The organism is Pseudomonas sp. PvP028, assembly GCF_017832255.1.
Classification (GTDB): domain Bacteria; phylum Pseudomonadota; class Gammaproteobacteria; order Pseudomonadales; family Pseudomonadaceae; genus Aquipseudomonas; species Aquipseudomonas syringae.
Genome location: NZ_JAFIBL010000001.1, coordinates 5,260,383 through 5,283,081 on the forward strand (window position 1 = coordinate 5,260,383; position 22,699 = coordinate 5,283,081).

The window sequence follows — 22,699 nt, forward strand, 5'->3', positions numbered from 1 at the left end:
AGCTTGATGATGCCGCACTGGCTGGTGATTGATCTTGAGGCCACGACCGAAGAAGGTGGATGGCCAGTCGCAGAAATGGAAGTCATCGAGATAGGCGCGACACTGGTCAATCAGGACGGACGCGAGCTTGACCATTTCGAGCGCTTCGTGCGCCCGGCACGCAGACCGCTGCTGACCCATTTCTGCCGCGAGCTGACCCACATCAACCAGAGCAGCATCGACAGCGCTGCGCCGCTGACGACGGTGTGGCCGCAATTCGAGCGCTGGTTGAGCCATCACCGTGCACGCATCGTGGGCTGGGCCAGTTGGGGGGACTACGATCGTCAGCAACTGGAAGAGGAATGGCGCCACCATCACCTCGACAGTGCGCTGTCCAGCATGCCGCACGTCAATCTCAAACAGCGTTTCGCCCAGGCCCGTCACTTGCAGAAACCGATGGGACTGAACAGTGCCTTGCAACTGGCAGGCATGCAGTTCAGCGGGCAACAGCACCGCGCCCTGGTCGATGCGCGCAATACTGCCAGGCTGCTGCCGTTGATCCTGCCCAATTGAATGCCGCTGCAGGTCGACGTTTCGTCAGCGTTCACGTGCAAGGGGCGTGACGAGTTTTACCGTGTTGGGCATACTGGCGAGCCATTTTCAGCCCTTTCAAAAGGAACCGCCCATGTTCAAGGTCAACGAGTACTTCGACGGCACCGTCAAATCCATCGCCTTCACCCAGGCCGATGGTGAGGCAACCATCGGTGTCATGGCAGCGGGCGAATATGAGTTCGGTACGGCGCAACGGGAAATCATGCATGTGATCTCCGGCGAGTTGAGCGTGAAGCTTCCGGACAGCACTGACTGGGAAACCTTTGCCACCGGCAACCAGTTCAACGTACCGGCCAACAGCAAGTTCCAGATCAAGGTCAAAGTCGATACCGCCTACCTGTGCGAATATCGCTGAGGCTGAGCGAGTGGGAGGCTTGACCTCCCACGTTCCCCACAAGCCCTTCTCGCCCTCTCCTACTCAACCCCGGCATTGAACTGCAACGCCGCCAGTCGCGCATAAAGCGGGTTGCTGGCGATCAACTGCTGATGGGTGCCCACGGCCACCAACCGCCCCTGATCCATGACGGCAATCCGGTCGGCATTCTGCACCGTGGCCAGCCGGTGGGCGATGACCAGCGTGGTACGCCCCTGCATCAGGCTCGGCAGGGCCTGTTGAATCAAGTGCTCACTCTGCGCGTCCAGCGCACTGGTCGCCTCGTCCAGCAACAGGATCGGCGCATCGACCAGCAAAGCGCGGGCAATCGCCAGACGCTGCCGCTGTCCGCCGGATAAGCCCACACCGCCCTCACCCAGATGCGTACGATAGCCGTCGGCCATGTCGAGAATGAACTCATGCGCATGGGCGATGCGCGCCGCCGCCTCTACCTGCTCAAGGCTCGCGGTGGCGTTACCGTAACGAATGTTGTCTTCGACACTGCCGAAAAACAGTGCGGGCGATTGTGAAACCAGCGCGAAGCAGCGGCGCAGATCATGGGGGTCGAGCTGCGCGATCGGCACGCCCTCGATCAGGATGCGCCCTTTAATCGGGTCGTAGAAGCGCAACAGCAGATCGAGGATGGTCGACTTGCCCGCGCCGGAGGGCCCGACCAGCGCCAGGGTTTCACCGGGCTCGATACTCAGGGTCAGGTCATCCAGCGCGTTGCGCTCGGGACGCGACGGGTAGGCGAAGGTGACATTCTCCAGCGCCAGACGCCCACTGATGCGCTGCGGCAGGCTCTGCAGGTCCGTGGTCGGCACGCTGATCTCACTGCGCGCCTGAAGCAGCTCGCCGATCCTCTCCGCCGCACCGGCGGCGCGCTGCAGATCGCCAATCACCTCGCTCAACGTACCGAACGCCATACCGACCATCAGCGCGTAAAACACGAACGCTGCCAGCTCACCGCTGGAGATGCGACCGCTGATCACGTCCATGCCGCCCACCCACAGCATCACGGCCACCGCACCCAACACCAGGACGATTACCAGCGTGATCAGCCAGGAGCGCTGCAGGATGCGTTTACGAGCGGTCTCGAACGCCTGCTCCACCGTATGCGAAAAGCGCTGCTTGTCCTGCTGCTGATGATTGTAGGCTTGCACCGTCTTGATCTGCCCCAAGGCCTCAGCCACGTAGCTGCCGACATTGGCGACGCGGTCCTGACTCTCGCGCGACAGGTTTCGTACCCGCCGCCCGAACATGAGAATGGGCGCGATGATCAGCGGCAACGCCACCACCACGATACTGGTGAGTTTGGGGTTGGTGATAAACAGCAGCACGATGCCGCCGATGACCATCAGCGCATTGCGCAGGAACATCGACAGCGACGAGCCGATCACCGACTGCAACAGCGTGGTGTCGGCGGTCAGTCGCGACTGGATTTCCGAACTGCGATTGTTCTCGTAGAAGCCCGGATGCAGTTCGATCAGGTGATCGAATACTTTCTTGCGCAAGTCGGCAACCACACGCTCGCCGATCCACGACACCAGATAGAAACGGGCGAAGGTTCCGACGGCGAGGCCGACCGTCAGCAGCATGAAAAACCCGATCGAGCGCTCGAGCAACTGGGGTGAACGGGTCATGAAACCCTGATCGACCATCAGTTTGATGCCCTGCCCGATCGACAGAGTAATGCCCGCAGTAATGACCAGTGCCAGCAATGCGCCGAGCGCCTGCCAGCGATACGGCGCGATGAAACTCGCAGCCAGACGCAAGGCCTGGCGATGACGTCGGGTAATCCGTGAAATCATGAACGATGAACCTGCCTGTCTGCCCGATCTGTCTGAATTGCAAAGCCTACACCGGTGTTGCCGGGCGCGCCGAACATCATTTCGAATGAACTTGCGGCTGGCTTCAAGAGTCAGGTTATGACTGCTTTACAGAGGCCGCTATAAGACATCGATCTAAGCGCCTGCTGGCAGATTTGCATCATATCTGTTGCACTTGGAGCGCGTTTGAGCGGCTGACAGTACCTGTCACGGACCGGTCATCAAGCGCGGTTAACTTAACGCCGTTACCTGATGAAAGGAGAAACACCATGAACCCGCAAGAGCGCAGCAACGAAGTTCAAGTCGTTCGAGCCACGCCCAATCTGCCGGTTGGCGGTGCCGTTCTCGACCAGCACGGGGAAGAAGTCCTGATCACCGAAGAAATGGTTCAGGCTGCCTGCCAGGAATGCGATAAGAACTGGGTAACCCCGGAAAAATAATACCGAGCCGTACCAGACACTTGAAACCCGACCACTTGGTCGGGTTTTTTATTGCCCGATAGCCCGCCTGGCGATCAGACCAGCACCGCACCCAGCGCCCGCACCAATTGCGCCAACGCCTCGGACTCGCCCTCCAGATGCACCTTCAGCCCTTCGATTTCCCGGCGTGGCGGGTACTGCTTGCGCAGTGCATCGAAGGCCAGACGCTGACTGGCGGTGTCACCGGTCAGGCTGCGGCGAAAATCCGCATCGTCACGACGCGGGTCATACACGCCACGGCACAGCATGTTAAGCGCCCAGACCGGGTCGCAGGCCGCGTCGAGACTGACCTGCGCCAGCCAGGGTCTTGGCAGCAGATCGTCCAGCTCGATCGTCGCAGGCTGATCAAGAAAGCCACACAGCGCCTGATAGATCTGTGCCGTACCGCGCTGCCTGCCATCCAGGCTGTAACCGGCGATATGCGGTGTACCCAGAACGCACAAGTCAGCCAGTGCGACGTTGACCTGCGGCTCGCCCTCCCACACGTCCAGCACCGCTTGCAGGTCTTCCCGCTCAAGCAGCACGTCGTGCAGCGCTGCGTTATCCACCACAGCGCCACGGCTGGCATTGATCAGCCAGGCACCCTGCCGGAGCTGACGCAGACGCGCGTCGTCGAGCAGGTGCCAGGTCGGTGACGTCCCGGTTTTGCTCAGCGGCGTGTGCAGGCTGATAACGTCACAGCGCTGCAGGATCTCGTCGAGGCTGACGAAGTCACCGCCTTCGGCAGCCTGGCGCGGCGGATCGCAGACCAGCACGTTCCAGCCCAGAGCTTTCAATACGCTGATCAGCCGGCCACCCACCTGCCCTGCACCGACCACACCGTAGGTGCGTTGCGCAAGGTCAACACCCTCGATTTCAGCCAGGGTCAACAGGCTGCCGAGCACGTAGTCCACCACGCCGCGCGCATTGCAGCCCGGAGCGCTGGCCCACTGGATACCAGCTTGCTGAAACCAGTCCAGATCGAGGTGATCAGTGCCAATGGTGCAGGTCCCGACAAAACGCACCGAGCTGCCTTCAAGCAGTTCGCGGGTCACTGCGGTGACCGAGCGAACCAGCAGGATGTCTGCATCAGCCACGGCGGCTCGGTCCATGGCGCGGCCCGGCAAACGATGAATCTCACCGAAATGAGCAAAAAAGGCGTCGAGCAGGGGAATATTTTCGTCAGCAACAATGCGCATGGAGGACTCTCTGGGTCTGGCGAACAGGGACCTGCTCGAATCGGGAACAGGTGCGTCGTGAACAGGCGCGGGTTGCAGCGATGTGGCGATCAGTCGGACTTCTTGCGGATCCAGTAGAGGAACGTGCCCTCTTCGGCTTGCTCCGCAACCAGCTCATGGCCAAGAAATACACAGAATTTCGGGATATCGCGACGCGTGGACGGATCGGTTGCAGTGACCTTGAGCAGACCGCCCGCAGGCAGATCACGCACCTTCTGGTGCAACATCATCACCGGTTCCGGACAGAACAGCCCGACGGCATCCAGCTCGGCGTCGACAGTGAGGTTTTCAATGGGCTCAGACATGGGGCACTCCAGAGACGGGGGAAGATTGTCGCTCAATTCAGTCGATCAGGCCAAATGCTGATGGTTGTACTGTGGTCGAGTGGCGGCGCATGGCAGACAGAAAAATGCCAGGCACAGGGCCTGGCATTGTTCATAAGCCGGGCGACCGTCAGAACGGCAGCTTCATACCGGGCGGCAACTGCATGCCAGCGGTCATGGAAGCCGTCTTGTCCTGGCTGGCCTGCTCGATCTTGCGCACAGCGTCGTTGACGGCGGCGGCGATCAGGTCTTCCAGCACTTCCTTGTCTTCCTGCATCAGGCTGTCATCCAGATTGATGCGCTTGACGTCATGACGACCGGTCATCACCACGCTCACCAGGCCTGCGCCCGATTGACCGGTGACTTCCGCGTTGGCCAGTTCTTCCTGCATCTTGGCCATTTTTTCCTGCATTTGCTGCGCCTGCTTCATCAGGCCAGCCATGCCACCTTTCATCATGGGATATCTCCTCGAAAATGGATGGTTCGTTTGCGTGGCGCCAGCGGCGCCCTGTGTTCAGTTATTGAGCCGGCACCGCAGGCGCGTCCACCGGTTTGATCGTGTCTTCCCGGATCACAGCGCCAAACTGTTGCAGCATCTGCTGGATGTACGGGTCGGCCTGGATCGAGGCTTCGGCCTGGCGCTGGCGCTCGGCACGCAACCGTGAAGCAGCCTGCGCAGGGGTTTCCTGCTCGGGCTTGATCAGCTCGATACTCAGATTGATCGTGCGCCCATGGTACTGGTTCAACGCATCGTTCAGACGCCGCTGCTGCGTCGAGTTGAACAGCGCGCTGTGCGCCGGGTCCAGGTGCAGCAGCCAGTTGTCGCCATCGACCGAGATCAGTGTGCAGTTGGCCGCGATGCTGCCGGTCATCCCGGAGATCGGCAGCTTGGGAAACACGTCCAGCCACTCGGCCGCAAGACCGGTGGCCGGTTTGGCAGCCGGAGCAGGCTCCGGTTCGACGGCTTCAAGCTCGACGACACTTTCGTGGGCCAACTCATCCAGATAGCTGTAGGACGCCGGGTCTATGTCGATATCCGGCTCGACATAATCGTCGTCCGCTGGCGGCTCGTCGTCACGCCCCATGGGCCCGGAGTCGGAAGGCATCGAATCGGCGTGCATGGACAGATACGCAGAGTCCGGAATGGCTTCGAGCATTGCCGGCGTGACCGGCTGCTCGGCGGCCGGCTGTGCAGGCTCGGCTTCAGGTGCGGCCGGCACCGGGCTGGCGGGCGCAGGCGTCGGCATGGGCGTCAGGTCGGGCTGCTCGGAAACGGTCTCCAGAACCGGCTCGGCTACTGGCTCAGCATCAGATTCGCCCTCAGATTCGGTAGGGGGCGCAGTTTCGGCGGCGGGTTCGGCAGCCGGGGATTTCGGTTCATTCCACGGCAGGTCGAGGTCTTCGACTGGCGCGGCTTGTGGCTCTGGCTTCGATTCCGGCTGTACCGCGGGCTCTGGCCGGGCGGCGGCAGGCATCGCCGGCGCCGCAGGCGGCAGCGCTTCGAAGGCCGGATCGGGCGCAGCCATCACCGGGGCGGTAGACACTGCGGGAGCTGCCGATGCAACAGGTGTCGCATCAGCCACTGCTTTTCGGGAATCAACCGTGGCCTGGCTGATCCCCACTGGCTTTAGCGGCTGCCTCGGCGCGTCTTCGCTGTCGGCAGGACGGAACGCCAGCATGCGCAGCAGGACCATCTCGAAGCCGCCACGCGGATCAGGGGCCAATGGCAGGTCACGACGACCAATCAAGCCCATCTGGTAGTAAAACTGTACGTCTTCGGCAGGCAGGGCCTGCGCCAGGGCCAGCACCCGGTCACGATCACCATGACCGTTGTCGACGCCTTCCGGCAACGCCTGGGCAATCGCCACACGGTGCAGCACGTTGAGAATTTCCGAGAGCACGCCATTCCAGTCAGGGCCCTGCTCGGCCAAGTGGCGTACCGCCTCCAGCACCCCGCGGGCATCGCCTTCCAGCAGTGCGGTCAGTACATCGAACACCTGGCCGTGGTCTAGCGTGCCGAGCATGGCACGTACATCGGCAGCCATGACCTTGCCTTCACCGAAGGCAATGGCCTGATCGGTGAGGCTCATCGCATCACGCATCGAACCATCGGCGGCGCGCCCGAGCAGCCACAGCGCGTCGTCTTCGAAGGGCACGTTCTCGACGCCCAGCACGTGGGTCAGATGCTCGACCACGCGTTCAGGCGTCATGTTTTTCAACGAGAACTGCAGGCAGCGCGAAAGAATGGTCGCCGGCAGCTTTTGCGGATCGGTGGTGGCAAGGATGAACTTGACGTAGGGCGGCGGCTCTTCAAGCGTCTTGAGCAAGGCGTTGAACGAGTGGCTGGAAAGCATGTGCACTTCGTCGATCAGGTAGACCTTGAAGCGACCGCGACTTGGCGCGTACTGCACGTTATCCAACAGCTCGCGCGTGTCTTCGACCTTGGTGCGGCTGGCAGCATCGATTTCGATCAGGTCAACGAAACGGCCCTCGTCGATCTCCTTGCACACCGAACAGGTGCCGCAAGGCGTCGAGGTGATGCCGGTTTCACAGTTCAGGCACTTGGCGATGATGCGCGCGATAGTCGTCTTGCCAACGCCCCGTGTGCCGGTAAACAGATAGGCATGGTGCAGGCGCTGGCTGTCCAGCGCGTTGATCAGGGCCTTCAACACATGAGCCTGGCCGACCATTTCGCGGAACGAGCGCGGACGCCATTTACGTGCAAGAACCTGATAACTCATTTAAAACCGTCGCAACTGGTAAGCGGAAGACCGCCAATGCTAGCCGAGCAGGGGCAAAATTGCATCTGGTGTCCGTCTCTATTGTGGCTAAGCTGTGCAAATGACTCAATTGATGCGCTTTATTCGGGCCTTCACCACACCGCCGCTGCCTTGTGCAGCGGCGCTCTGTTTGCTGTTGCTGTTGCCGCAAACCGGCCGCGCGGCACAGGGAACCTTGAGCTTTGCGGTCAACGAAGGCTGGACCATGCCGATGATGCACATCACCGACTTTCGTCCCGAATCCGGCATTCTGTTCGACATCATGCAAAGCCTTGCGCACCATGTGGGCCTCGAAGCCAGTTATCACGTGATGCCACGCCTGCGCATCCAGTCGGCGCTAGAGCGTAGCGAAGTCGACATGCACTGCTACAGCGCACAGGCGTGGTATCCGGACCTGTCCGGGGACTACCTGTGGAGCCTGCCAATTCTCTATCAGCGCGACTGGCTGGTCGCTTCGGCGGCAACGGCTGCCGGCCCCTACCCCGAGCAGTTCGACAACGAAACCGTCGGCACCGTATTGGGCTACACCTACCCGGCCCTGCAGCATCTTTTCGAGGCGCATAAACTGGTCCGTGAAGATGCACGCACGCAGAACCAGACGCTCGGCAAACTGATGGCCGGGCGCTACAACTATGCGGTGACCAATCAGTTGATCCTCGAATGGACCAACCGGAACCTGCCTGCCGGCAAGAAGCTCATGCCGATATCAATGGTCGCCGAACAGCCGGCCGCCTGCGTGATCCGCAATAACCCCGACCTGCCAGTGGGCAGGATTTTGCGCACGCTGGTGCAGATGCGTCTGTCGGGGGAGATCCAGCAGATCATTGATCACTACACCACGCCCACCGCTCCCTGACCCTTCATCTGCGTTGTCGCAATAGCGTCATATTCCATCGTTACGCTCGCCTGAAATCTTTGGCAACACATTAACCAGCGCGAGTATTTGGCGATGAGCGACAGACCAGACGACGAAGATACCAACGAAAACCCCAGCCGCCGTCGTTTTCTGGGCGGGATGGCTGCCTTGGGTGCAGGTGTCACCCTTAGCAGCTACGTTTCCGCCCACGAGAAGCCGCCCGGCGACAACGAACGGCATCATCACCTTGCCGGACCCGCGCTGGATCGCGCCTTGCGCGAAAATGTGAAAACCATTGTGGTGATCTACGCCGAGAACCGCAGCTTCAATAACCTGTTCGGCGATTTCCCCGGTGTCGAAAAGCCACTCTCCTCGCTCAGGCCTTCCGATTACGAGCAGCGCGACCGCGACGGCACGCGCTTGTCCAAACTGCCACCGGCCTGGGGCGGCGTGCTGCAGGTCGGACCGCAAACCGTCGATGGCGTGACCTATCCGGTGGGCGAGCAGTTTCAGCAAGACCTGCCCAACGCGCCGTTCCCGCTCAAGGGGCCAAACGGTGAAGACCTGCCGCTGAGCCTGGTGACCCGTGACCTGTGGCACGTCTTTTACCAGAACCAGATGCAGATCAATGACGGCAAGAACGACCGGTTCGTGGCCTGGGCGGATGCGGGCGGTCTGACCATGGGCAACTACGCACAGACTCAGTACTCATTGCGCCTGTGGGACGTGGCCGAGGAGTTCGTGCTGTGTGACAACTTTTTTCAGGGTGCTTTCGGCGGCTCGTTCCTCAACCACCAGTACCTGATTTCAGCCACCGCGCCTGTTTACCCGAACGCCGCCGAATCTCCGGCCAAGTCGCAAATCGCCACCCTGCAGAGCTTCAATCCGCTGGACCCGCGTCTCAAACCGCTCGACAAGTCGCCGGCCAGCGCCATGGACGGGCCGCCACAATTCGGCCCCAGCGCCATCACGCCGGACAACTACGCGGTCAACACCATGGCTCCGCCCTACTGGCCAACCTGGCTGCGCGACCCGCAGAACCCTGATTACTCGAAACCGGATCTGCCCAACGTACTGGTTCCACAAAGCCACGAGCACATCGGTGACAAGCTGTCGAAAAGGAATGTTGACTGGGCCTGGTACGCCGGTGCCTGGCAAGTGACGCTGGATGAATTCAAGGACTCCACCGGGATCCCGAAAATCCCCAACTTTCAATACCATCACCAGCCGTTCAACTACTTCAAGCAGCAGGGGCCGCAGCACCCTGAAGAGCGCAAGAAGCGCCTGCGTGACGGCGGGCTGGGTGACGAGTCGAGCACCAATCGCTTCCTCGCCGATGCCGAAGCGGGCAAGTTGCCTGCGGTGACCTTCTACAAACCCCAGGGCAACCTGAACATGCACGCCGGTTATGCCGACGTGGCTGCGGGTGACCGGCACATCGACCGAGTGATCAAGGTGCTGCGCAAGAGCCCGCAGTGGGACAACATGGTAATCGTCGTCACCGTCGACGAGAACGGCGGCTGGTGGGACCACGTCGCGCCGCCAAAAGGCGATCGCTTCGGTCCTGGCACGCGCATTCCCGCTCTGGTCATCTCTCCTTTCGCCCGCAAGGGCAAGGTCGACCACACGGTTTATGACACCGCCTCGATCCTGCGCCTGATCACTCGCGTGCATGGCCTGGAAAAACTCGACGGTCTGAAACGCCGCGACGAGGCCATGATCGCACGTGGCCAGGCACCGATGGGCGACCTGACCAACGCGCTGCAGTTTCCGGCCTGATTCCATCAGGTGGTCGCGTCGGCTGCCTCAAGCGCAGTCGGACGAGCCGTTTTAACCGGTGGCAGGGACGCCACGTACACCGTGCGGGACGGGAACGCGAAACGCACATCCAGTTCGGCAAAGGCTTCCATGATGTCCAGATTGATCGCCTGCTGCACATCCATATAGACGTTGTAGCTGGGGTCGAGCACGATGAAAACGGTCTCGAACTCCAGTGATGTCTCGCCAAAACCCCGAAAATGCGAACGGTCAAAACGCGCCAGCTTCTGCGCGTTGATGATCGCTTCGACTTTCTTCGGCACTTCCCTTATCTGATCGACCGAGCAGTCATAGGTCAGCCTGAATTCGAAGACAATGCGTCGTTCCTGTAAGCGTTTGTAGTTCTGGATGGTGTTGTTGATCATGTCGGCGTTGGCCATCACGATCTGCTCGCCACCCAGGCTGCGGATCCGTGTGGTCTTGAGGCCCACGTGCTCGACCGTGCCGGACAGCGCGCCGACGACGATGAAGTCGCCGACCTCGAAAGGCTTGTCTACTGCGATGGACAGCGAGGCAAACACGTCGCCCAGAATGTTCTGCACCGCCAGCGCGACCGCGATACCGCCGACCCCGAGGCTGGCGACGAACGCGGTGATATTGACCCCGACGTTCGACAGCATCGCCATGACCACCGTGGCCCACAGCAATACTTTCGCGCCCCACAGACTCAACGTGGCCAGCGCACTGCCCTGAAAGGTGCCGCCAGCGTTGTGACGCACGAAGTAGCGCTGCAACGCCAGCGCGATCGCCCGGTTCGCCCACAGCCCGACCTGTAATGCGGCGACCACGAACCACAGACTGCTGACCCGGCCGAGCCAGCGCTCCGGCAGATCGAGCATGCCGATGCCGATCAGAATGGAAGCCAGCAGCAATAAGGTATTACTGGTGCCCGACAGCACCTGCACAATGATGTATCGCATATGCGTGCTGGGCGCATCCGCACGCGAACGCATCTTTCTGAGCACAAAACCGATCACGCCCCGGACCAGAATAAAACTCAGGGTCGAGGCGAAGATAGCCAGTATCCAGTTAGCGAGCGATATGCCCAGAAATTGCGAGTCTGTGAAAAATCTGATGATGTCCTGTTCCATCCGGCCCCCGGCTTCACTGCTGCGAGACGCCTGACCGAAAAGCCCGTGACACCCGCAGCGACTTGAATTGCCCCTTGCCGTAAAACGGTTTCAAGCGACGCGTAAGGGGTTAGGGGATGTGTAAGAGTGAGGGTTCAGTTTGATTTGGCTGCTGGTAGAGCACTGGAAATCACACCACACCCTCTCCTGATTGCCCAGTTGGCCAGCATGGAACCATTCTTCTACTCATCGCCACTCAAACCCCTGCCGTGGAGGAGGGAGACCAAATGGCCACAAGGCTAGCCATGGTTAAAGATCACATCAACTCAGAGGAAAATACCCATGACCTTTAGCATCCGTGGCGGAGCTGGCCCATCGACGTATTACACCCAGCCACAGCCACAGCCCAAGCCCTTTGATGAGCTGAAGCTGGAACCCGAGAAAATTCAACAAAAGACTGCAAAGCTAGAAAAGGAAGGATATTTCAGCGTTCGCATGTCGGAGCACACGAAAAGCTATTTGCTTGAGCAAAGCCGTCTCAGTAACCCTGCATGGCGAAACGAAACCGTCGGTAAAGTCGTTGACCTGCGGACGACCGAGCATGAGCGCTCGGTAACGGCAGTAGCAAAAGACATCGCCGCCTCGCTCACGGGAAGAAAACAACAATTACGCCCCCACGAATTTCAACTGCGGCGCGCGGACAATCCGCGCTCAGAGCAATGGCATCAAGACAGAGCACCGCTAAAAGTCATTTGCATCTCAGCGATAGAAGGCCGCGGCACAGAGTTTGTCACGTCGCCGGATTCAAAAGCCGTGTTTACGAACGGGGAATATGCAGAAATGAACCCTGTGAGCGCCGAGGTGGTCGCACAAAAGACCAAAGAAGCCAAGCAAGACCGCTTCTATTTCTTTGCTGGCAAAGGCATTACCGAAGAAAGCATTCCTAAACTGGTACATCGCTCACCGAGTGAGACCGGCAGGTCCATATTCATGGCGCGATGGAAGTAAGGCAGGCCACGCAGGATTAACCGCCGGGACAGAGACATCCGGCGGTTTTATCTCCGTGCCGGGCAGACTGTTTTTACAGACGCACGAAGTTCTCACCAGCGCAGGGTGCCGTCGGAACAGGAATAAGCTTTCATTTTTACGAGTAGGCCCCTTTCAGAAAGGACCTTGAGATAGGTGGTGCCCCCACCAGCCACACCCCGGCACACAATGTTCCCGCTGTGGCTGCTGCCTTCCGGCTCTGACCAGGTTCACGGGTAATCGTTGCGGGGGGACCGATGGGGTCACCATAACGACACTCACCAGTTGGCGAGCCGCGCCATTGTACCGGTCTTGCGCGAGTTTACAACCGTTGCTGCGGATAAAAATTTCGAGGGGGCTCAAGCACTTGTGTGCCGGGGCTGAAAGGCAACTGCGTATTGCTCCGCGGCGTGACAAATCCTCGAAACGGCCCCATTCGATCCTGTACCCTGCCCGCCTCAACATAATCAGCCAGCAGGTTGCTCATGCAGACTCGATTGGTCGACTACCACGACCTCAGCGCCTCTCAACGCCAGCAGCTCGGATACCTCGAGGTTACGCAGGAACAGATCCAGTTCTCCGGCGACATCTACACAGCGCTCAATACGCTTCTGGTCAGACCCAGCCCGAACATTTGCGGCTTCGTGCTGCTCGGTGACGAGAAGCCCGTCGGTTTTTTCCTGCTCAAGCGCGACGACTGTCTGCCGCACTGGGCTCAGGAGGATCTGACGGCGACACTGCATGCGTTGCAGATCGATCATCGTGAGCAAGGCAAGGGGCTGGGCAAGGCGTGCCTGCAAGCGCTGCCTGCAGCGTTGCGCCTGAAATGGCCGGACATCACTCAGTTGATGCTGTCGGTGGACGCGGACAACTTGGCTGCCATCGGGCTTTATACAGGCCAGGGCTGGGTGGATACCGGTGAGGCGTATCGCGGGCGTATCGGTTTCGAGCGCAGGCTGACCCTGACGCTTTGACCCGCTTTTGAGCAAGTGCCTGACTCGCCGCCAAAGCGTGTCAGGCACGACCCGCGTTACTGGGCCTGCAGAACCTCATCGGCCTTGCCACCGGCATCCTGAATCACCAGATGGATGAAGTGCAGCTTGGCGATGACCGCTGGCGGCAGCACGAACGGATAGAAATCCGGTTGCCCCATGCTGCGTGACAGCTCGTTGAGCATGCTCGCCAGCTCGATCCAGGCATTGACGAACGACAGGAACGCCGGGCCGCCCGGATGCTGAGGGTCGTAGAGCACTTCCAGCGGAAACGGCTGGTAATCGAGCTCCATGTCGCGAGCACTCATGCCAAACCCCAGCGCGGTGTCGACCGCATCCATCATGTGCAGGTAATGCGCCCAGGTTTCGGCCCAGTCTTCCCATGAGTGCATGGTCGCGTAGGCACTGACGAAGCTTTCCTGCCAGTTGTCCGGCGCGCCGTTCTTGTAGTGGTGATCGAGGGCGTCGGCATAGCTGGCGCGCTCGTCGCCGAACAGGTTGCGATAGCTGTCCTGCCAATGGGTATTGGCGATGAGCCGATCCCAGTAGTAATGACCGACTTCATGACGGAAATGGCCGAGCAAGGTGCGATAGGGTTCGTGCATCTGTACGCGCATCGCTTCACGGTGTGCGTCGTCGGCTTCTTCGATGTTCAGGGTAATCAGGCCGTTGGCATGGCCTGTGGTTGGCAAGTTGCCTTCCAGATCGACACCGACAAAATCGAAGGCCAGGCCGGTTTCTTCGTCGACGGTCTTGGGGATGACCTGCAGGCCCAGAGAAATCAACTGCGCGACCAGACGCCGCTTGGCGGTCTCGACCTTGCGCCAGCGCTCGCCGTTTTCAACCACGGACAGGTCGGGAATGGTGTGATTGAGGCTGCAGGCGACACAGAATTCGCCGGCATTGTGCTCTGGAAAAAGCCAGTTACAGGCTGCCGGGGTGCCGAGGTTGGCACAACGCCGATACAGCCCGGCACCTGGCTCATCGCTCAAGCGCCAGGTGGTGGGCTCAGGCCCTGCCTCGAGCGTAGCGACGCGGCCCTGCTCAGGCAGATAGCCCAGCGCTGCAGAACAGGCCAGGCATTGGGTATTAGGGAAAAACACCGACTGGCCACAGGTGCACTGCCAGACCTTGCTGTTACGTTTGGATTCGCCGACAAATGGGGCGGTGATGCGTGAACTCAGCTGCTCGAAGAAGCGATACATGGCGATCTCTCGTTGACCTTGCATGGACTAGATCATGCCGACGCTTCAGGGGTTCAAAAATATTATCGAGCGGCATGAATGATAAGGCTGACGGCGCATTCATGGGCCAAAACGGTGCGTCGCAAGTCGTTGCGATTATCGTTACTCAAGCTCCAGCGTGGGAATGCAATGCGTGACGCACCGCGTCACAGATCTACGCCGCACCCTCACACTCAAGATCGGACGCAGAGCGTCCCGAACTGCCTGCGTCCCGGAGCGTCGCACGATCATCAGGGCATACGGAGCGTCGGCCTTCCTCAATCAACCGCCACGCCCAGCTCGGTCAAGCGTTTGAGCAGTGCGTCTTCGTCCAGCACGGTAAGACCCAGTTCGTTGGCCTTGGTCAGTTTCGAGCCGGCACCAGGCCCCGCGACCACGGTGTGGGTCTTGGCCGAGACCGAGCCGGACACCTTGGCACCGAGGCTTTCGAGTTTTTCCTTGGCGACATCGCGGCTCATGCGCTCCAGCGAGCCGGTCAGAACCCAGGTCTGGCCGGCCAGCGGCAAGCCTTCAACGGTTTTTTTCTCGCTGCGCCAGTGCATGCCGAAGTCCTTGAGCTGGGCTTCGATGGCGCGGGCACGCTCGGCGTTTGCACTGTCGTCGAAGAAATCGCGGACCGACTTGGCCTGTTTCTCCGACAGTGCCTGACGCATGTCCAGCCAGTCGGCGCTGATGATGGCCTCCAGCGTACCGAACCGGTCCGCCAGTTTCTGCGCAGCACCTGGCCCTACCGACGGAATGTGCAGTTTGTCGATCAGCCCTTCCAGTGTGGTGCTGGCCGCGAACTCGGCGCCCAGCTCGCCCTGGTCCTGCAATTGCAGACCGCATTCACCGAGCAGCGCATCGATGACGCTACGGTTGTGCTCGTCCTCGAAGAAGCTGTGAATCTCGTAAGCGACTTCCAGGCCGACATCCGGCAGGTAGGTCAAGACTTCCGGCAAAGCCTGTTTGACACGCTCCAGCGACGCCAGCGAACGCGCCAGGACCTTGGCCGTCTCTTCACCCACATCGGGAATGCCTAAGGCATAGATGAAGCGCGCCAGGGTTGGCTGTCGGCTGTCGGCGATGGCCTTGAGCAGCTTGTTGCTGGAGATTTCAGCGAAGCCTTCCAGGTCGATGATCTGTTCGTATTTCAGCTTGTACAGATCGGCAGGCGAGCCGATGAGTTTCTCATCGACCAGCTGCTCGATGGTCTTGTCCCCCAGCCCTTCGATGTCCATGGCGCGACGCGAGACGTAATGGATGATCGCCTGCTTGAGTTGCGCACCGCAGGCCAGACGCCCGACACAGCGATACACCGCGCCCTCGGTGACGGTTTCCTTGCCTTTGCTGCGTTTGATCAACTGCGTGCGCTCGACGTGCGAGCCGCACACCGGGCAGGTCTGTGGAACCTGCACTGCCCTGGCATTCTCGGGGCGGCGCTCGGCAACGACCTGCACCACCTGTGGAATCACGTCACCGGCACGCCGGATGATCACTGTGTCGCCGATCATCAGGCCGAGCCGCGCCACTTCGTCCATGTTATGCAGCGTGGCGTTGGCGACCATGACGCCTGCCACCTTGACCGGCTTGAGCCGCGCGACCGGCGTCACTGCGCCGGTACGGCCCACCTGAAACTCGACATCCAGCAGTTCGGTGAGCTCTTCCATGGCGGGGAATTTATGGGCAATCGCCCAGCGTGGCTCACGGGCGCGGAAGCCCAGTTCGCGTTGCGCTGCCAGGTTGTTGACCTTGAACACCACACCGTCGATCTCGTAAGTCAGCGCCAGGCGTCGCTCACCGATATCGCGGTAATAGGCCAGGCACTCCTCGACGCCATTCGCCAGTTTCAGCTCGCGACTGACCGGCATGCCCCATTTTTTCAGCGCTTCAAGCACGCCGATGTGAGTGTCGGCGATTTCCGCCGACGTCTGGCCCAGACCATAGCAACAGAACTCCAGCGGCCGGTTGGCCGTGATCTTGGAATCCAGCTGACGCAGACTGCCCGCTGCTGCGTTGCGCGGGTTGGCGAAGGTCTTGCCGCCGATTTCCAGCTGACTGGCGTTGAGACGCTCGAAACCGGCCTTGGACATGAACACTTCACCGCGCACTTCCAGCACATCCGGCCAGCCCTTGCCTTGCAGCTTGAGCGGGATGTTACGCACTGTGCGCACGTTGACACTGATGTCTTCGCCGGTGGTTCCGTCGCCGCGTGTCGCGCCCCGCACCAGAGCGCCGTCGCGATACAGCAGGCTGACTGCCAGACCGTCCAGCTTGGGTTCGCAGCTGTACTGCACCTTGCTTCCTTCGCCAAACAGGTCGCCGGCCGGCAAGTCCAGCCCCTCGGTCACCCGCCGGTCGAACTCAAGCATGTCGTTTTCTTCGAACGCGTTGCCCAGGCTGAGCATCGGCATTTCGTGACGCACCTGGGTGAACGCCGACAAGGCAGCGCTTCCGACCCGTTGCGTCGGCGAATCAGGAGTGACCAGATGGGGGTTTTCCGCCTCCAGGGCCTTGAGCTCGTGAAACAGGCGGTCGTACTCGACATCCGGAATGCTCGGTTCATCCAGAACGTGGTAGCGGTAGTTGTGCTGATCCAGCTCTGCACGCAGTTCCAGGATTCGGGTTTCGACGGCCTTCATACGGTGTTCTCTCAAAAAGCAAAAAAGCAGCCGAGGCTGCTTAATCTGTTGGCTCTGTTCTGTTCAGGTCAGGCCCCGACAGGGCGTGCCGCAGCACGCTCATGATCGGGGACCTGCCCAAGGGCTTGCTTAACCGCGACGCTGGGTCAACGCACGACGTTCGAACTCGACGATGCGCTGGCGGTAATGCTCGATGGTCTGCGCGGTCATGACGCTGCGCTGATCATCCTTCAGTTCGCCATCCAGCTCGTGAGCCAGCTTGCGAGCGGCGGCAACCATGACGTCGAATGCCTGCTTGGGATGACGAGGGCCTGGCAAGCCGAGGAAGAAGCTGACCGCACGGGTGCTGAAATGGTCGATATCGTCCAGGTCGAACACGCCGGGCTTGACCGCATTGGCCATCGAGAACAGCACTTCGCCGTTGCCAGCCATGCTCTCGTGACGGTGGAAAATGTCCATCTCGCCAAAACGCAGGCCGCTTTCCAGAATGTTCTGCAGCAGTGCCGGGCCCTTGAAACCGCCTTCGCTGCGCGAGATCACGCTGATGACCAGTACTTCCTCAACCGGAGGCAGGTCCTTGTCTTCGGTGATGCGCTGGGCAGGCTTGTCATCCGGAAAATCGTCGTCGCGGCCGGTGAACAGGCTCGGGCCGTCGAGATCCAGGTTCAGGTCGCCCTGCTGTGGCTCATCTTTGCGTTTCTTGTCATTGCGCTTGTCGCTGTTGCTGCGCTTGCCTTCACGCGGGCTGGCGCTCATGGACGGCAGATCCTGCTCGTCGAGCTGCGGCTCCTTGTGCGTGTCCAGCACACGGGGCGGACCCAGCACTTCGGCAGACGTGGTTTCTTCTTCATCCGGAAGGTTGGAGAAGCTCCGATCCAGTCTGAATTTCAATTTACCCTTGCTGCCGCGCATACGGCGCCAGCCATCAAAGAGAATACCGGCGATGACTATTATGCCGATGACGATCAGCCACTCGCGCAGACCGATTTCCATGTAATCCAGTGCCTCTAATGAAGAAATCTGAAAATAAGGGCCTAAACCCCTTTAATACGTGGTGCCAAGTCTATGTTCTGACTGGCAATTCGCCCACGCGAAAATAAAAAGTGGTCACTAAACTAGCACGACCAAAGGTAACTTTACACCGTCTGTTACGTCTCTTCGCCGCCCAAATTGCCATCTCATGTACCAGCGTCTCATTTTCAGGCCTCCGGGCGGCCATTTGCCCGCAGAACGAGGCGTCGAATCAGGCATCCACCAGCGCCATCGCCTGCTCCACGTCCACCGCTACCAGCCGCGAACAACCGGGCTCGTGCATCGTCACCCCCATCAGTTGGTCGGCCATTTCCATGGCGATCTTGTTATGGGTGATGTAGATGAACTGCACCGTTTGTGACATTTCTTTCACCAAGCGTGCATAGCGACCCACGTTGGCGTCATCCAGCGGCGCATCCACCTCGTCAAGCATGCAAAACGGCGCAGGATTGAGTTTGAAAATGGCAAACACCAGCGCCAGCGCCGTCAGGGCTTTTTCACCGCCCGACAGCAAATGAATGGTGCTGTTCTTCTTGCCAGGGGGACGCGCCATGATTGTCACCCCAGTATCGAGTAAATCTTCGCCTGTCAGTTCCAAATAAGCGGAGCCACCACCGAAAACTTTTGGGAAAAGTGCCTGAATTCCGCTATTTATCTGATCGAAGGTATCCTTGAAGCGGTTTCGGGTCTCCTTGTCGATCTTGCGGATGACGTTTTCCAGAGTGTCCAGCGCTTCGACCAGATCGGCATCCTGCGCATCCAGATAGCGCTTGCGCTCGGACTGCTGCTGATACTCGTCGATGGCCGCGAGGTTGATTGCGCCCAGACGCTGAATACGCCCGGCGATGCTTTCCAGTTGCTGCTCGGCAGCCTGTTCGCTGGCTTCCGGCGTCAGCGTGGCGAGCACGCCGTGCAGGTCGTAGCCGTCTTCATGCAGTTGGTCTTGCAAAGCTTTGCGACGCACCGTCAGTGCCTGCCACTCCAGACGCTGTTGTTCCAGCTGGCCACGCAGCAGTTGCGATCGCTGCTCGGCCTGGGTGCGGCGTTTTTCTGCCTCACGCAATTCGCGGTCAGCGTCTTCGAGGGCGTTCTTGGCGATGCGCATTTCGTCATCGACCACCATGCGCCGTTCCAGCAACTCTTCAAGCTTGAGGCGCAGCTCTTCGAGCGGTGCCTCGCCCTCCTCCAGATTCAGGCTCAGTTGTTCGCGCTTCTCGGTAAGCCTTTCGGACTGCATGCGCAGGCGCTCCAGCGCCTGACGGGTCGAATCGTATTGCGCCTTGATCGAGCCCAGACGCACCGCCAGTTGATGACTGTGATCCTTGTGCTGCCGCGCATCCTGACGTATCCGGTCCAGACGCTCACGCAGCGCATCACGCTGAGCCTGCAGCACCTCGCGCTGTTCGGTATCCTGCGCCATGCTGTCCAGCGCGCCCTGCAATTGCAGGCGCGATTCGCCAAGTTGCTCGTGCTCGACTGCGCGCTGCTCGCCCAGCTCGGCCAGTTCCTCATCAAGGCGGGTGCGCCGCAGGGTCAACTGCTCGACTTTTACCCGGACCGCCGACAGCTGCGCTTTCAGTTCGCTTTGCTGACGGGTTTCGTCCTGCACGCGACGGCGCAACTGCTCACGGGCGTCTTCCTCCTGCGACTGCTGTTCGCGCAAGACCAGTAATTGCTCTTCCAAAGTGGCCAGCGTCGCCTCGCGCTCATCGCGCTCCAGACTCAGCCGCTGCAATTCCTGACCGCGCGCCAGCACACCACTCTGCGCTTCGCTGGCGCGGCGTACACGCAAAAAGTGCCGCCCCACCCAGTAGCCGTCACGGCTGATCAGGCTTTGCCCGGCGCTGAGTTGTGCGCGTCGCGCCAGCGCCTCGTCCAGGTTCTCGACCGGAATCACCTGGCCCAGCCAGGCAGACAGATCAACCGTGCTGTCGACCTTTTCCAGCAAGCTGCCCGGCGCGCGAACCGTGTCAGCACCCACGCTGAGCAAGCGCAGGTCGCCCTGCTGAAAACCGGCCAGATCGAGCCCATCAAAGTCATCCACCAGCACGGCCTGCAAATCCGCGCCAAGCACGGTTTCCACGGCCAGCTCCCAGCCGGCTTCAACGCTCAGCCCCTCGGCCAGACGCGGTCGCTCGGCCAGTTGCTGATCACGCAGCCACTCGGCGGTGCCGGTGTCCGGGTCAAGTGCAGCCTGCTGCAGCGCCTCCAGGGACGCCAGCCGGCCATTGAGACGTTGCAGCTCGCCCTGCGCCTGCTGTTGCGCCTGACTGGCGTGCTGCAACGCCTCGCGCAATTGCTCAAGACGCTCGACCGCCTGCTCTTCGCCCATGTGCAGCTCTTCAAGGGTCATGTCGCGGGTGGCGAGGTCTTCGCTCAATTGCAGAATGGCCGCATCTTCCGGGTCCGCGGCCAGCAGTTGACGCTCTTCGGCCAGACGCCGCTGGCGCTCTGCCAGGCGTTCGATGCTCTGTTCCAGCTGCTGAATGCGTGACTGCTGGACCTGTGCCTGACGCTGCGGCTCGGCGGATTGCTGATTGAACACGTCCCACTTTTCCTGCCAGCCCTGCATGGCCGCTTCGGCGTCTTCCAGAGCGATGGCCGACTCCTCGGCGGCGGCGCTGGTCATTTCCTGCTCGGGCTCAAGCATCTCCAGCTCTTCGCCGAGGGTGGCGAGCAAGGTGGTGTCGTGCCCAAGGTGCGATTCGGTTTCCTGGCGGGCACGCTCGGCTTCTCGCAGGTCATCCTGCAACTGGCGCAGCCGCTGCTGACCGTGCTGAATGCTCTGCTCGACGCGGGCAATGTCGCCGCCGACCGAATAAAAGCGGCCCTGCACCAGGTTGAAGCGTTCGGACAGGTCATGGTGGCCGTCACGCAGCCTTTCGATACTGGCATCGGCACTGCGCTGATCGGCCACCAACGCCTCGAAGCCCACTTCCTGATTGCCGATCACCGCCTCGCGCTGACCCACCAGATCATTCAGCGCCTGCCAGCGCAGGGCCGACAATTGCGCTTTCAGCTGGCGCTCTTCAGCCTTGTATTCCTGATACTTCTCGGCAGCCTGAGCCTGTCGGTGCAGACGCTCCAACTGACGCTCGAGCTCTTCACGCAGGTCGGTCAGGCGCGCCAGGTTCTCGTGGGTGCGACGAATGCGGTTTTCGGTTTCCCGGCGCCGCTCCTTGTACTTGGAGATCCCCGCGGCTTCTTCGATGAAGTTGCGCAGGTCTTCAGGCTTGGCCTCGATCAGTTTGGAGATCATGCCCTGTTCGATGATCGAATAGCTGCGCGGCCCCAGACCGGTGCCGAGGAAGATATCGGTGATGTCGCGACGGCGGCACTTGGTGCCGTTGAGGTAGTAGCTGTTCTGGCTGTCGCGGGTCACTTTGCGGCGAATGGAGATTTCCGCATATGCCGCGTACTCGCCCACCAACGTGCCGTCGGAGTTATCGAAGACCAGCTCGATGCTGGCCTGGCTGACCGGTTTGCGGCTGGTGGAGCCGTTGAAGATGACGTCGGTCATCGACTCGCCGCGCAGGTTCTTGGCCGAGCTTTCGCCCATGACCCAGCGCACGGCGTCAATGATGTTGGATTTGCCACAGCCATTGGGGCCGACGACAGCCGCCATGTTGCTGGGGAAGTTCACCGTGGTGGGGTCGACGAAAGATTTGAACCCCGCCAGCTTGATGCACTTCAGGCGCACGGCGTCAGCCCGCTGCCAGGGCGGCCAGCACCAACTGGCAGCTGCGCTGACAGTAGCTGACCAGTACAACACGAATCTTCGGGATATCCCGTGCCACCACTGCGCCAAGCAGTTCGTCGAACAACGCCAGGTAGTCGCCCATATCGGCCTTGCGTTGCTCGAGCGCGATGAAATAGCTGCGGCTCATGGAAGGCTGCAGATTCTCGACGGTTTCCTCAAGGTACGGGTTGTTGGCAAACGGATAGGCTGCGCGCATCACATTGAAGCTCTCTTCGACGAATGCATTGACGTCCTGCTGCTCGAAACTGGTCTGCAGACGCTGTTGTATCTGCATGAACGGTGCAAGATCCTCCTCGGTCGTCCAGCGCTCGACCACCGCGTTGGCCAGCAGAATGTACAGCTCTCTCATCATGCAGCACAGGCTGGTGACATTGTGTGCGTTGAGCACCGTGACCTGTGCGCCACGACGCGGCAGGATCACCACCAGGTGGCGGCGCTCCAGAATCAGTAATGCTTCGCGCACGGAGCCACGGCTGACGTTCAACGCCTGCGTGACTTTCTGTTCCTGGATACGCTCTCCAGGCTTGAGCTCACCGCGAATGATCCGCTCGGCAAGATGATGAGCAATTTGCTCAGCGAGGCTGTCCGGGGCCTTGAACGTCATGACTATCCTTCAGAAAAAACCAGTTCCGCATGCAAGCCGCGGAGTGTATCGCAACCGGCACCGATGGCGCAGGGCCATAAACGC

The 22,699-nt window shown here is 60.5% G+C and carries 19 protein-coding genes and 1 other RNA gene; 7 read left to right on the plus strand and 13 right to left on the minus strand.

Going from position 1 to position 22,699, the window contains the following annotated elements:
- Positions 1 to 9 precede the first annotated feature (9 nt).
- Positions 10 to 552, plus strand: coding sequence for an exonuclease domain-containing protein (locus tag JOE34_RS22485; RefSeq protein WP_003315164.1), 543 nt, complete (start codon positions 10 to 12; stop codon positions 550 to 552).
- Between the two features lie 112 nt (positions 553 to 664).
- Positions 665 to 946, plus strand: coding sequence for a pyrimidine/purine nucleoside phosphorylase (locus JOE34_RS22490; protein WP_003343080.1), 282 nt, complete (start codon positions 665 to 667; stop codon positions 944 to 946).
- A 59-nt stretch (positions 947 to 1,005) separates the two neighbouring features.
- Here the strand turns inward: JOE34_RS22490 and JOE34_RS22495 are convergent, their stop codons facing one another.
- Entirely contained in the window at positions 1,006 to 2,775 is a 1,770-nt protein-coding gene (locus JOE34_RS22495; RefSeq protein WP_003423432.1) for an ABC transporter transmembrane domain-containing protein, read from the minus strand.
- Positions 2,776 to 3,062: 287 nt separating this feature from the next.
- Between JOE34_RS22495 and JOE34_RS22500 the strand changes: the two genes are divergently transcribed.
- Entirely contained in the window at positions 3,063 to 3,233 is a 171-nt protein-coding gene (locus JOE34_RS22500) for a PA1571 family protein (RefSeq protein ID WP_003315168.1), read from the plus strand.
- A gap of 74 nt (positions 3,234 to 3,307) precedes the next feature.
- On the opposite strand, the gene pdxB is transcribed toward JOE34_RS22500, so the two are convergent.
- The 4 genes from pdxB to dnaX all read right to left on the minus strand — a co-directional run bounded on the left by pdxB (position 3,308) and on the right by dnaX (position 7,553).
- The gene (gene pdxB / locus JOE34_RS22505) at positions 3,308 to 4,450 is read right to left on the minus strand and encodes a 4-phosphoerythronate dehydrogenase PdxB (RefSeq protein ID WP_024648180.1); all 1,143 of its coding nucleotides are present in this window, start codon (positions 4,448 to 4,450) and stop codon (positions 3,308 to 3,310) included.
- Between the two features lie 89 nt (positions 4,451 to 4,539).
- On the minus strand, positions 4,540 to 4,794 hold the full coding sequence (gene tusA / locus JOE34_RS22510; protein ID WP_003315171.1) for a sulfurtransferase TusA: 255 nt from the start codon (positions 4,792 to 4,794) through the stop codon (positions 4,540 to 4,542).
- 148 nt (positions 4,795 to 4,942) lie between these two features.
- On the minus strand, positions 4,943 to 5,269 hold the full coding sequence (locus tag JOE34_RS22515; protein WP_002552818.1) for a YbaB/EbfC family nucleoid-associated protein: 327 nt from the start codon (positions 5,267 to 5,269) through the stop codon (positions 4,943 to 4,945).
- Positions 5,270 to 5,330: 61 nt separating this feature from the next.
- Positions 5,331 to 7,553: a DNA polymerase III subunit gamma/tau gene (dnaX, locus tag JOE34_RS22520; RefSeq protein WP_122335384.1), complete on the minus strand. Its 2,223-nt coding sequence runs from the start codon at positions 7,551 to 7,553 to the stop codon at positions 5,331 to 5,333.
- A gap of 100 nt (positions 7,554 to 7,653) precedes the next feature.
- Here dnaX and JOE34_RS22525 point away from each other — a divergent pair, with 100 nt between their 5' ends.
- Together JOE34_RS22525 and acpA are read left to right on the plus strand one after the other, a co-directional pair.
- Positions 7,654 to 8,448, plus strand: coding sequence for an ABC transporter substrate-binding protein (locus JOE34_RS22525; protein WP_122335385.1), 795 nt, complete (start codon positions 7,654 to 7,656; stop codon positions 8,446 to 8,448).
- Between the two features lie 93 nt (positions 8,449 to 8,541).
- The gene (gene acpA / locus JOE34_RS22530; RefSeq protein ID WP_122335386.1) at positions 8,542 to 10,227 is read left to right on the plus strand and encodes an acid phosphatase; all 1,686 of its coding nucleotides are present in this window, start codon (positions 8,542 to 8,544) and stop codon (positions 10,225 to 10,227) included.
- 5 nt (positions 10,228 to 10,232) lie between these two features.
- On the opposite strand, the gene JOE34_RS22535 is transcribed toward acpA, so the two are convergent.
- Positions 10,233 to 11,357: a mechanosensitive ion channel family protein gene (locus JOE34_RS22535; RefSeq protein ID WP_003343055.1), complete on the minus strand. Its 1,125-nt coding sequence runs from the start codon at positions 11,355 to 11,357 to the stop codon at positions 10,233 to 10,235.
- 321 nt (positions 11,358 to 11,678) lie between these two features.
- On the opposite strand from JOE34_RS22535, the gene JOE34_RS22540 reads away from it, so the two are divergent.
- A complete protein-coding gene (locus JOE34_RS22540) occupies positions 11,679 to 12,344 on the plus strand; it encodes a DUF1826 domain-containing protein (RefSeq protein WP_003396356.1) in 666 nt (221 codons plus the stop codon).
- A 181-nt stretch (positions 12,345 to 12,525) separates the two neighbouring features.
- Here JOE34_RS22540 and ffs read toward each other — a convergent pair.
- Together ffs and JOE34_RS22550 are read right to left on the minus strand one after the other, a co-directional pair.
- Positions 12,526 to 12,622: signal recognition particle sRNA small type (ffs, locus tag JOE34_RS22545), an RNA gene on the minus strand.
- Positions 12,623 to 12,684: 62 nt separating this feature from the next.
- Complete coding sequence (locus JOE34_RS22550) at positions 12,685 to 12,849, minus strand: hypothetical protein (protein WP_154232056.1); 165 nt, start codon at positions 12,847 to 12,849, stop codon at positions 12,685 to 12,687.
- Between JOE34_RS22550 and JOE34_RS22555 the strand changes: the two genes are divergently transcribed.
- Positions 12,848 to 13,336 (plus strand): GNAT family N-acetyltransferase, encoded by a 489-nt coding sequence (locus tag JOE34_RS22555; protein WP_003423397.1) that lies wholly within the window; start codon positions 12,848 to 12,850, stop codon positions 13,334 to 13,336. The two genes, JOE34_RS22550 and JOE34_RS22555, sit on opposite strands and share 2 nt — an antisense overlap.
- Before the next feature lie 56 nt (positions 13,337 to 13,392).
- Here JOE34_RS22555 and JOE34_RS22560 read toward each other — a convergent pair whose 3' ends face one another.
- From JOE34_RS22560 to JOE34_RS22580, 5 genes are all read right to left on the minus strand, one after another.
- Positions 13,393 to 14,559, minus strand: a complete 1,167-nt coding sequence (locus tag JOE34_RS22560) for a putative zinc-binding metallopeptidase (protein WP_003423396.1) — start codon at positions 14,557 to 14,559, stop codon at positions 13,393 to 13,395.
- Between the two features lie 296 nt (positions 14,560 to 14,855).
- Complete coding sequence (gene ligA, locus JOE34_RS22565; protein WP_116818047.1) at positions 14,856 to 17,219, minus strand: NAD-dependent DNA ligase LigA; 2,364 nt, start codon at positions 17,217 to 17,219, stop codon at positions 14,856 to 14,858.
- 129 nt (positions 17,220 to 17,348) lie between these two features.
- Complete coding sequence (gene zipA, locus JOE34_RS22570; RefSeq protein ID WP_003343047.1) at positions 17,349 to 18,212, minus strand: cell division protein ZipA; 864 nt, start codon at positions 18,210 to 18,212, stop codon at positions 17,349 to 17,351.
- 250 nt (positions 18,213 to 18,462) lie between these two features.
- Positions 18,463 to 21,951 carry a chromosome segregation protein SMC gene (gene smc / locus JOE34_RS22575; RefSeq protein ID WP_209996687.1) on the minus strand — a complete coding sequence of 1,163 codons (3,489 nt, stop codon included), beginning with the start codon at positions 21,949 to 21,951 and terminating at the stop codon, positions 18,463 to 18,465.
- A gap of 4 nt (positions 21,952 to 21,955) precedes the next feature.
- A complete protein-coding gene (locus JOE34_RS22580; RefSeq protein WP_029573233.1) occupies positions 21,956 to 22,615 on the minus strand; it encodes a GntR family transcriptional regulator in 660 nt (219 codons plus the stop codon).
- Positions 22,616 to 22,699: the final 84 nt, after the last annotated feature.

Bases quoted from the DNA above. Each gene is read 5' to 3' on its own strand.
- JOE34_RS22580 (WP_029573233.1), bottom strand. From the start codon at position 22,615: ATGACGTTCAAGGCCCCGGACAGCCTCGCTGAGCAAATTGCTCATCAT.
- JOE34_RS22525 (WP_122335385.1), top strand. From the start codon at position 7,654: ATGACTCAATTGATGCGCTTTATTCGGGCCTTCACCACACCGCCGCTG.
- JOE34_RS22540 (WP_003396356.1), top strand. From the start codon at position 11,679: ATGACCTTTAGCATCCGTGGCGGAGCTGGCCCATCGACGTATTACACC.
- tusA (WP_003315171.1), bottom strand. From the start codon at position 4,794: ATGTCTGAGCCCATTGAAAACCTCACTGTCGACGCCGAGCTGGATGCC.
- ligA (WP_116818047.1), bottom strand. From the start codon at position 17,219: ATGAAGGCCGTCGAAACCCGAATCCTGGAACTGCGTGCAGAGCTGGAT.
- pdxB (WP_024648180.1), bottom strand. From the start codon at position 4,450: ATGCGCATTGTTGCTGACGAAAATATTCCCCTGCTCGACGCCTTTTTT.
- JOE34_RS22515 (WP_002552818.1), bottom strand. From the start codon at position 5,269: ATGATGAAAGGTGGCATGGCTGGCCTGATGAAGCAGGCGCAGCAAATG.
- JOE34_RS22495 (WP_003423432.1), bottom strand. From the start codon at position 2,775: ATGATTTCACGGATTACCCGACGTCATCGCCAGGCCTTGCGTCTGGCT.
- JOE34_RS22555 (WP_003423397.1), top strand. From the start codon at position 12,848: ATGCAGACTCGATTGGTCGACTACCACGACCTCAGCGCCTCTCAACGC.
- JOE34_RS22535 (WP_003343055.1), bottom strand. From the start codon at position 11,357: ATGGAACAGGACATCATCAGATTTTTCACAGACTCGCAATTTCTGGGC.
- JOE34_RS22560 (WP_003423396.1), bottom strand. From the start codon at position 14,559: ATGTATCGCTTCTTCGAGCAGCTGAGTTCACGCATCACCGCCCCATTT.
- acpA (WP_122335386.1), top strand. From the start codon at position 8,542: ATGAGCGACAGACCAGACGACGAAGATACCAACGAAAACCCCAGCCGC.
- JOE34_RS22490 (WP_003343080.1), top strand. From the start codon at position 665: ATGTTCAAGGTCAACGAGTACTTCGACGGCACCGTCAAATCCATCGCC.
- dnaX (WP_122335384.1), bottom strand. From the start codon at position 7,553: ATGAGTTATCAGGTTCTTGCACGTAAATGGCGTCCGCGCTCGTTCCGC.
- JOE34_RS22500 (WP_003315168.1), top strand. From the start codon at position 3,063: ATGAACCCGCAAGAGCGCAGCAACGAAGTTCAAGTCGTTCGAGCCACG.
- JOE34_RS22550 (WP_154232056.1), bottom strand. From the start codon at position 12,849: ATGAGCAACCTGCTGGCTGATTATGTTGAGGCGGGCAGGGTACAGGAT.
- zipA (WP_003343047.1), bottom strand. From the start codon at position 18,212: ATGGAAATCGGTCTGCGCGAGTGGCTGATCGTCATCGGCATAATAGTC.
- JOE34_RS22485 (WP_003315164.1), top strand. From the start codon at position 10: ATGCCGCACTGGCTGGTGATTGATCTTGAGGCCACGACCGAAGAAGGT.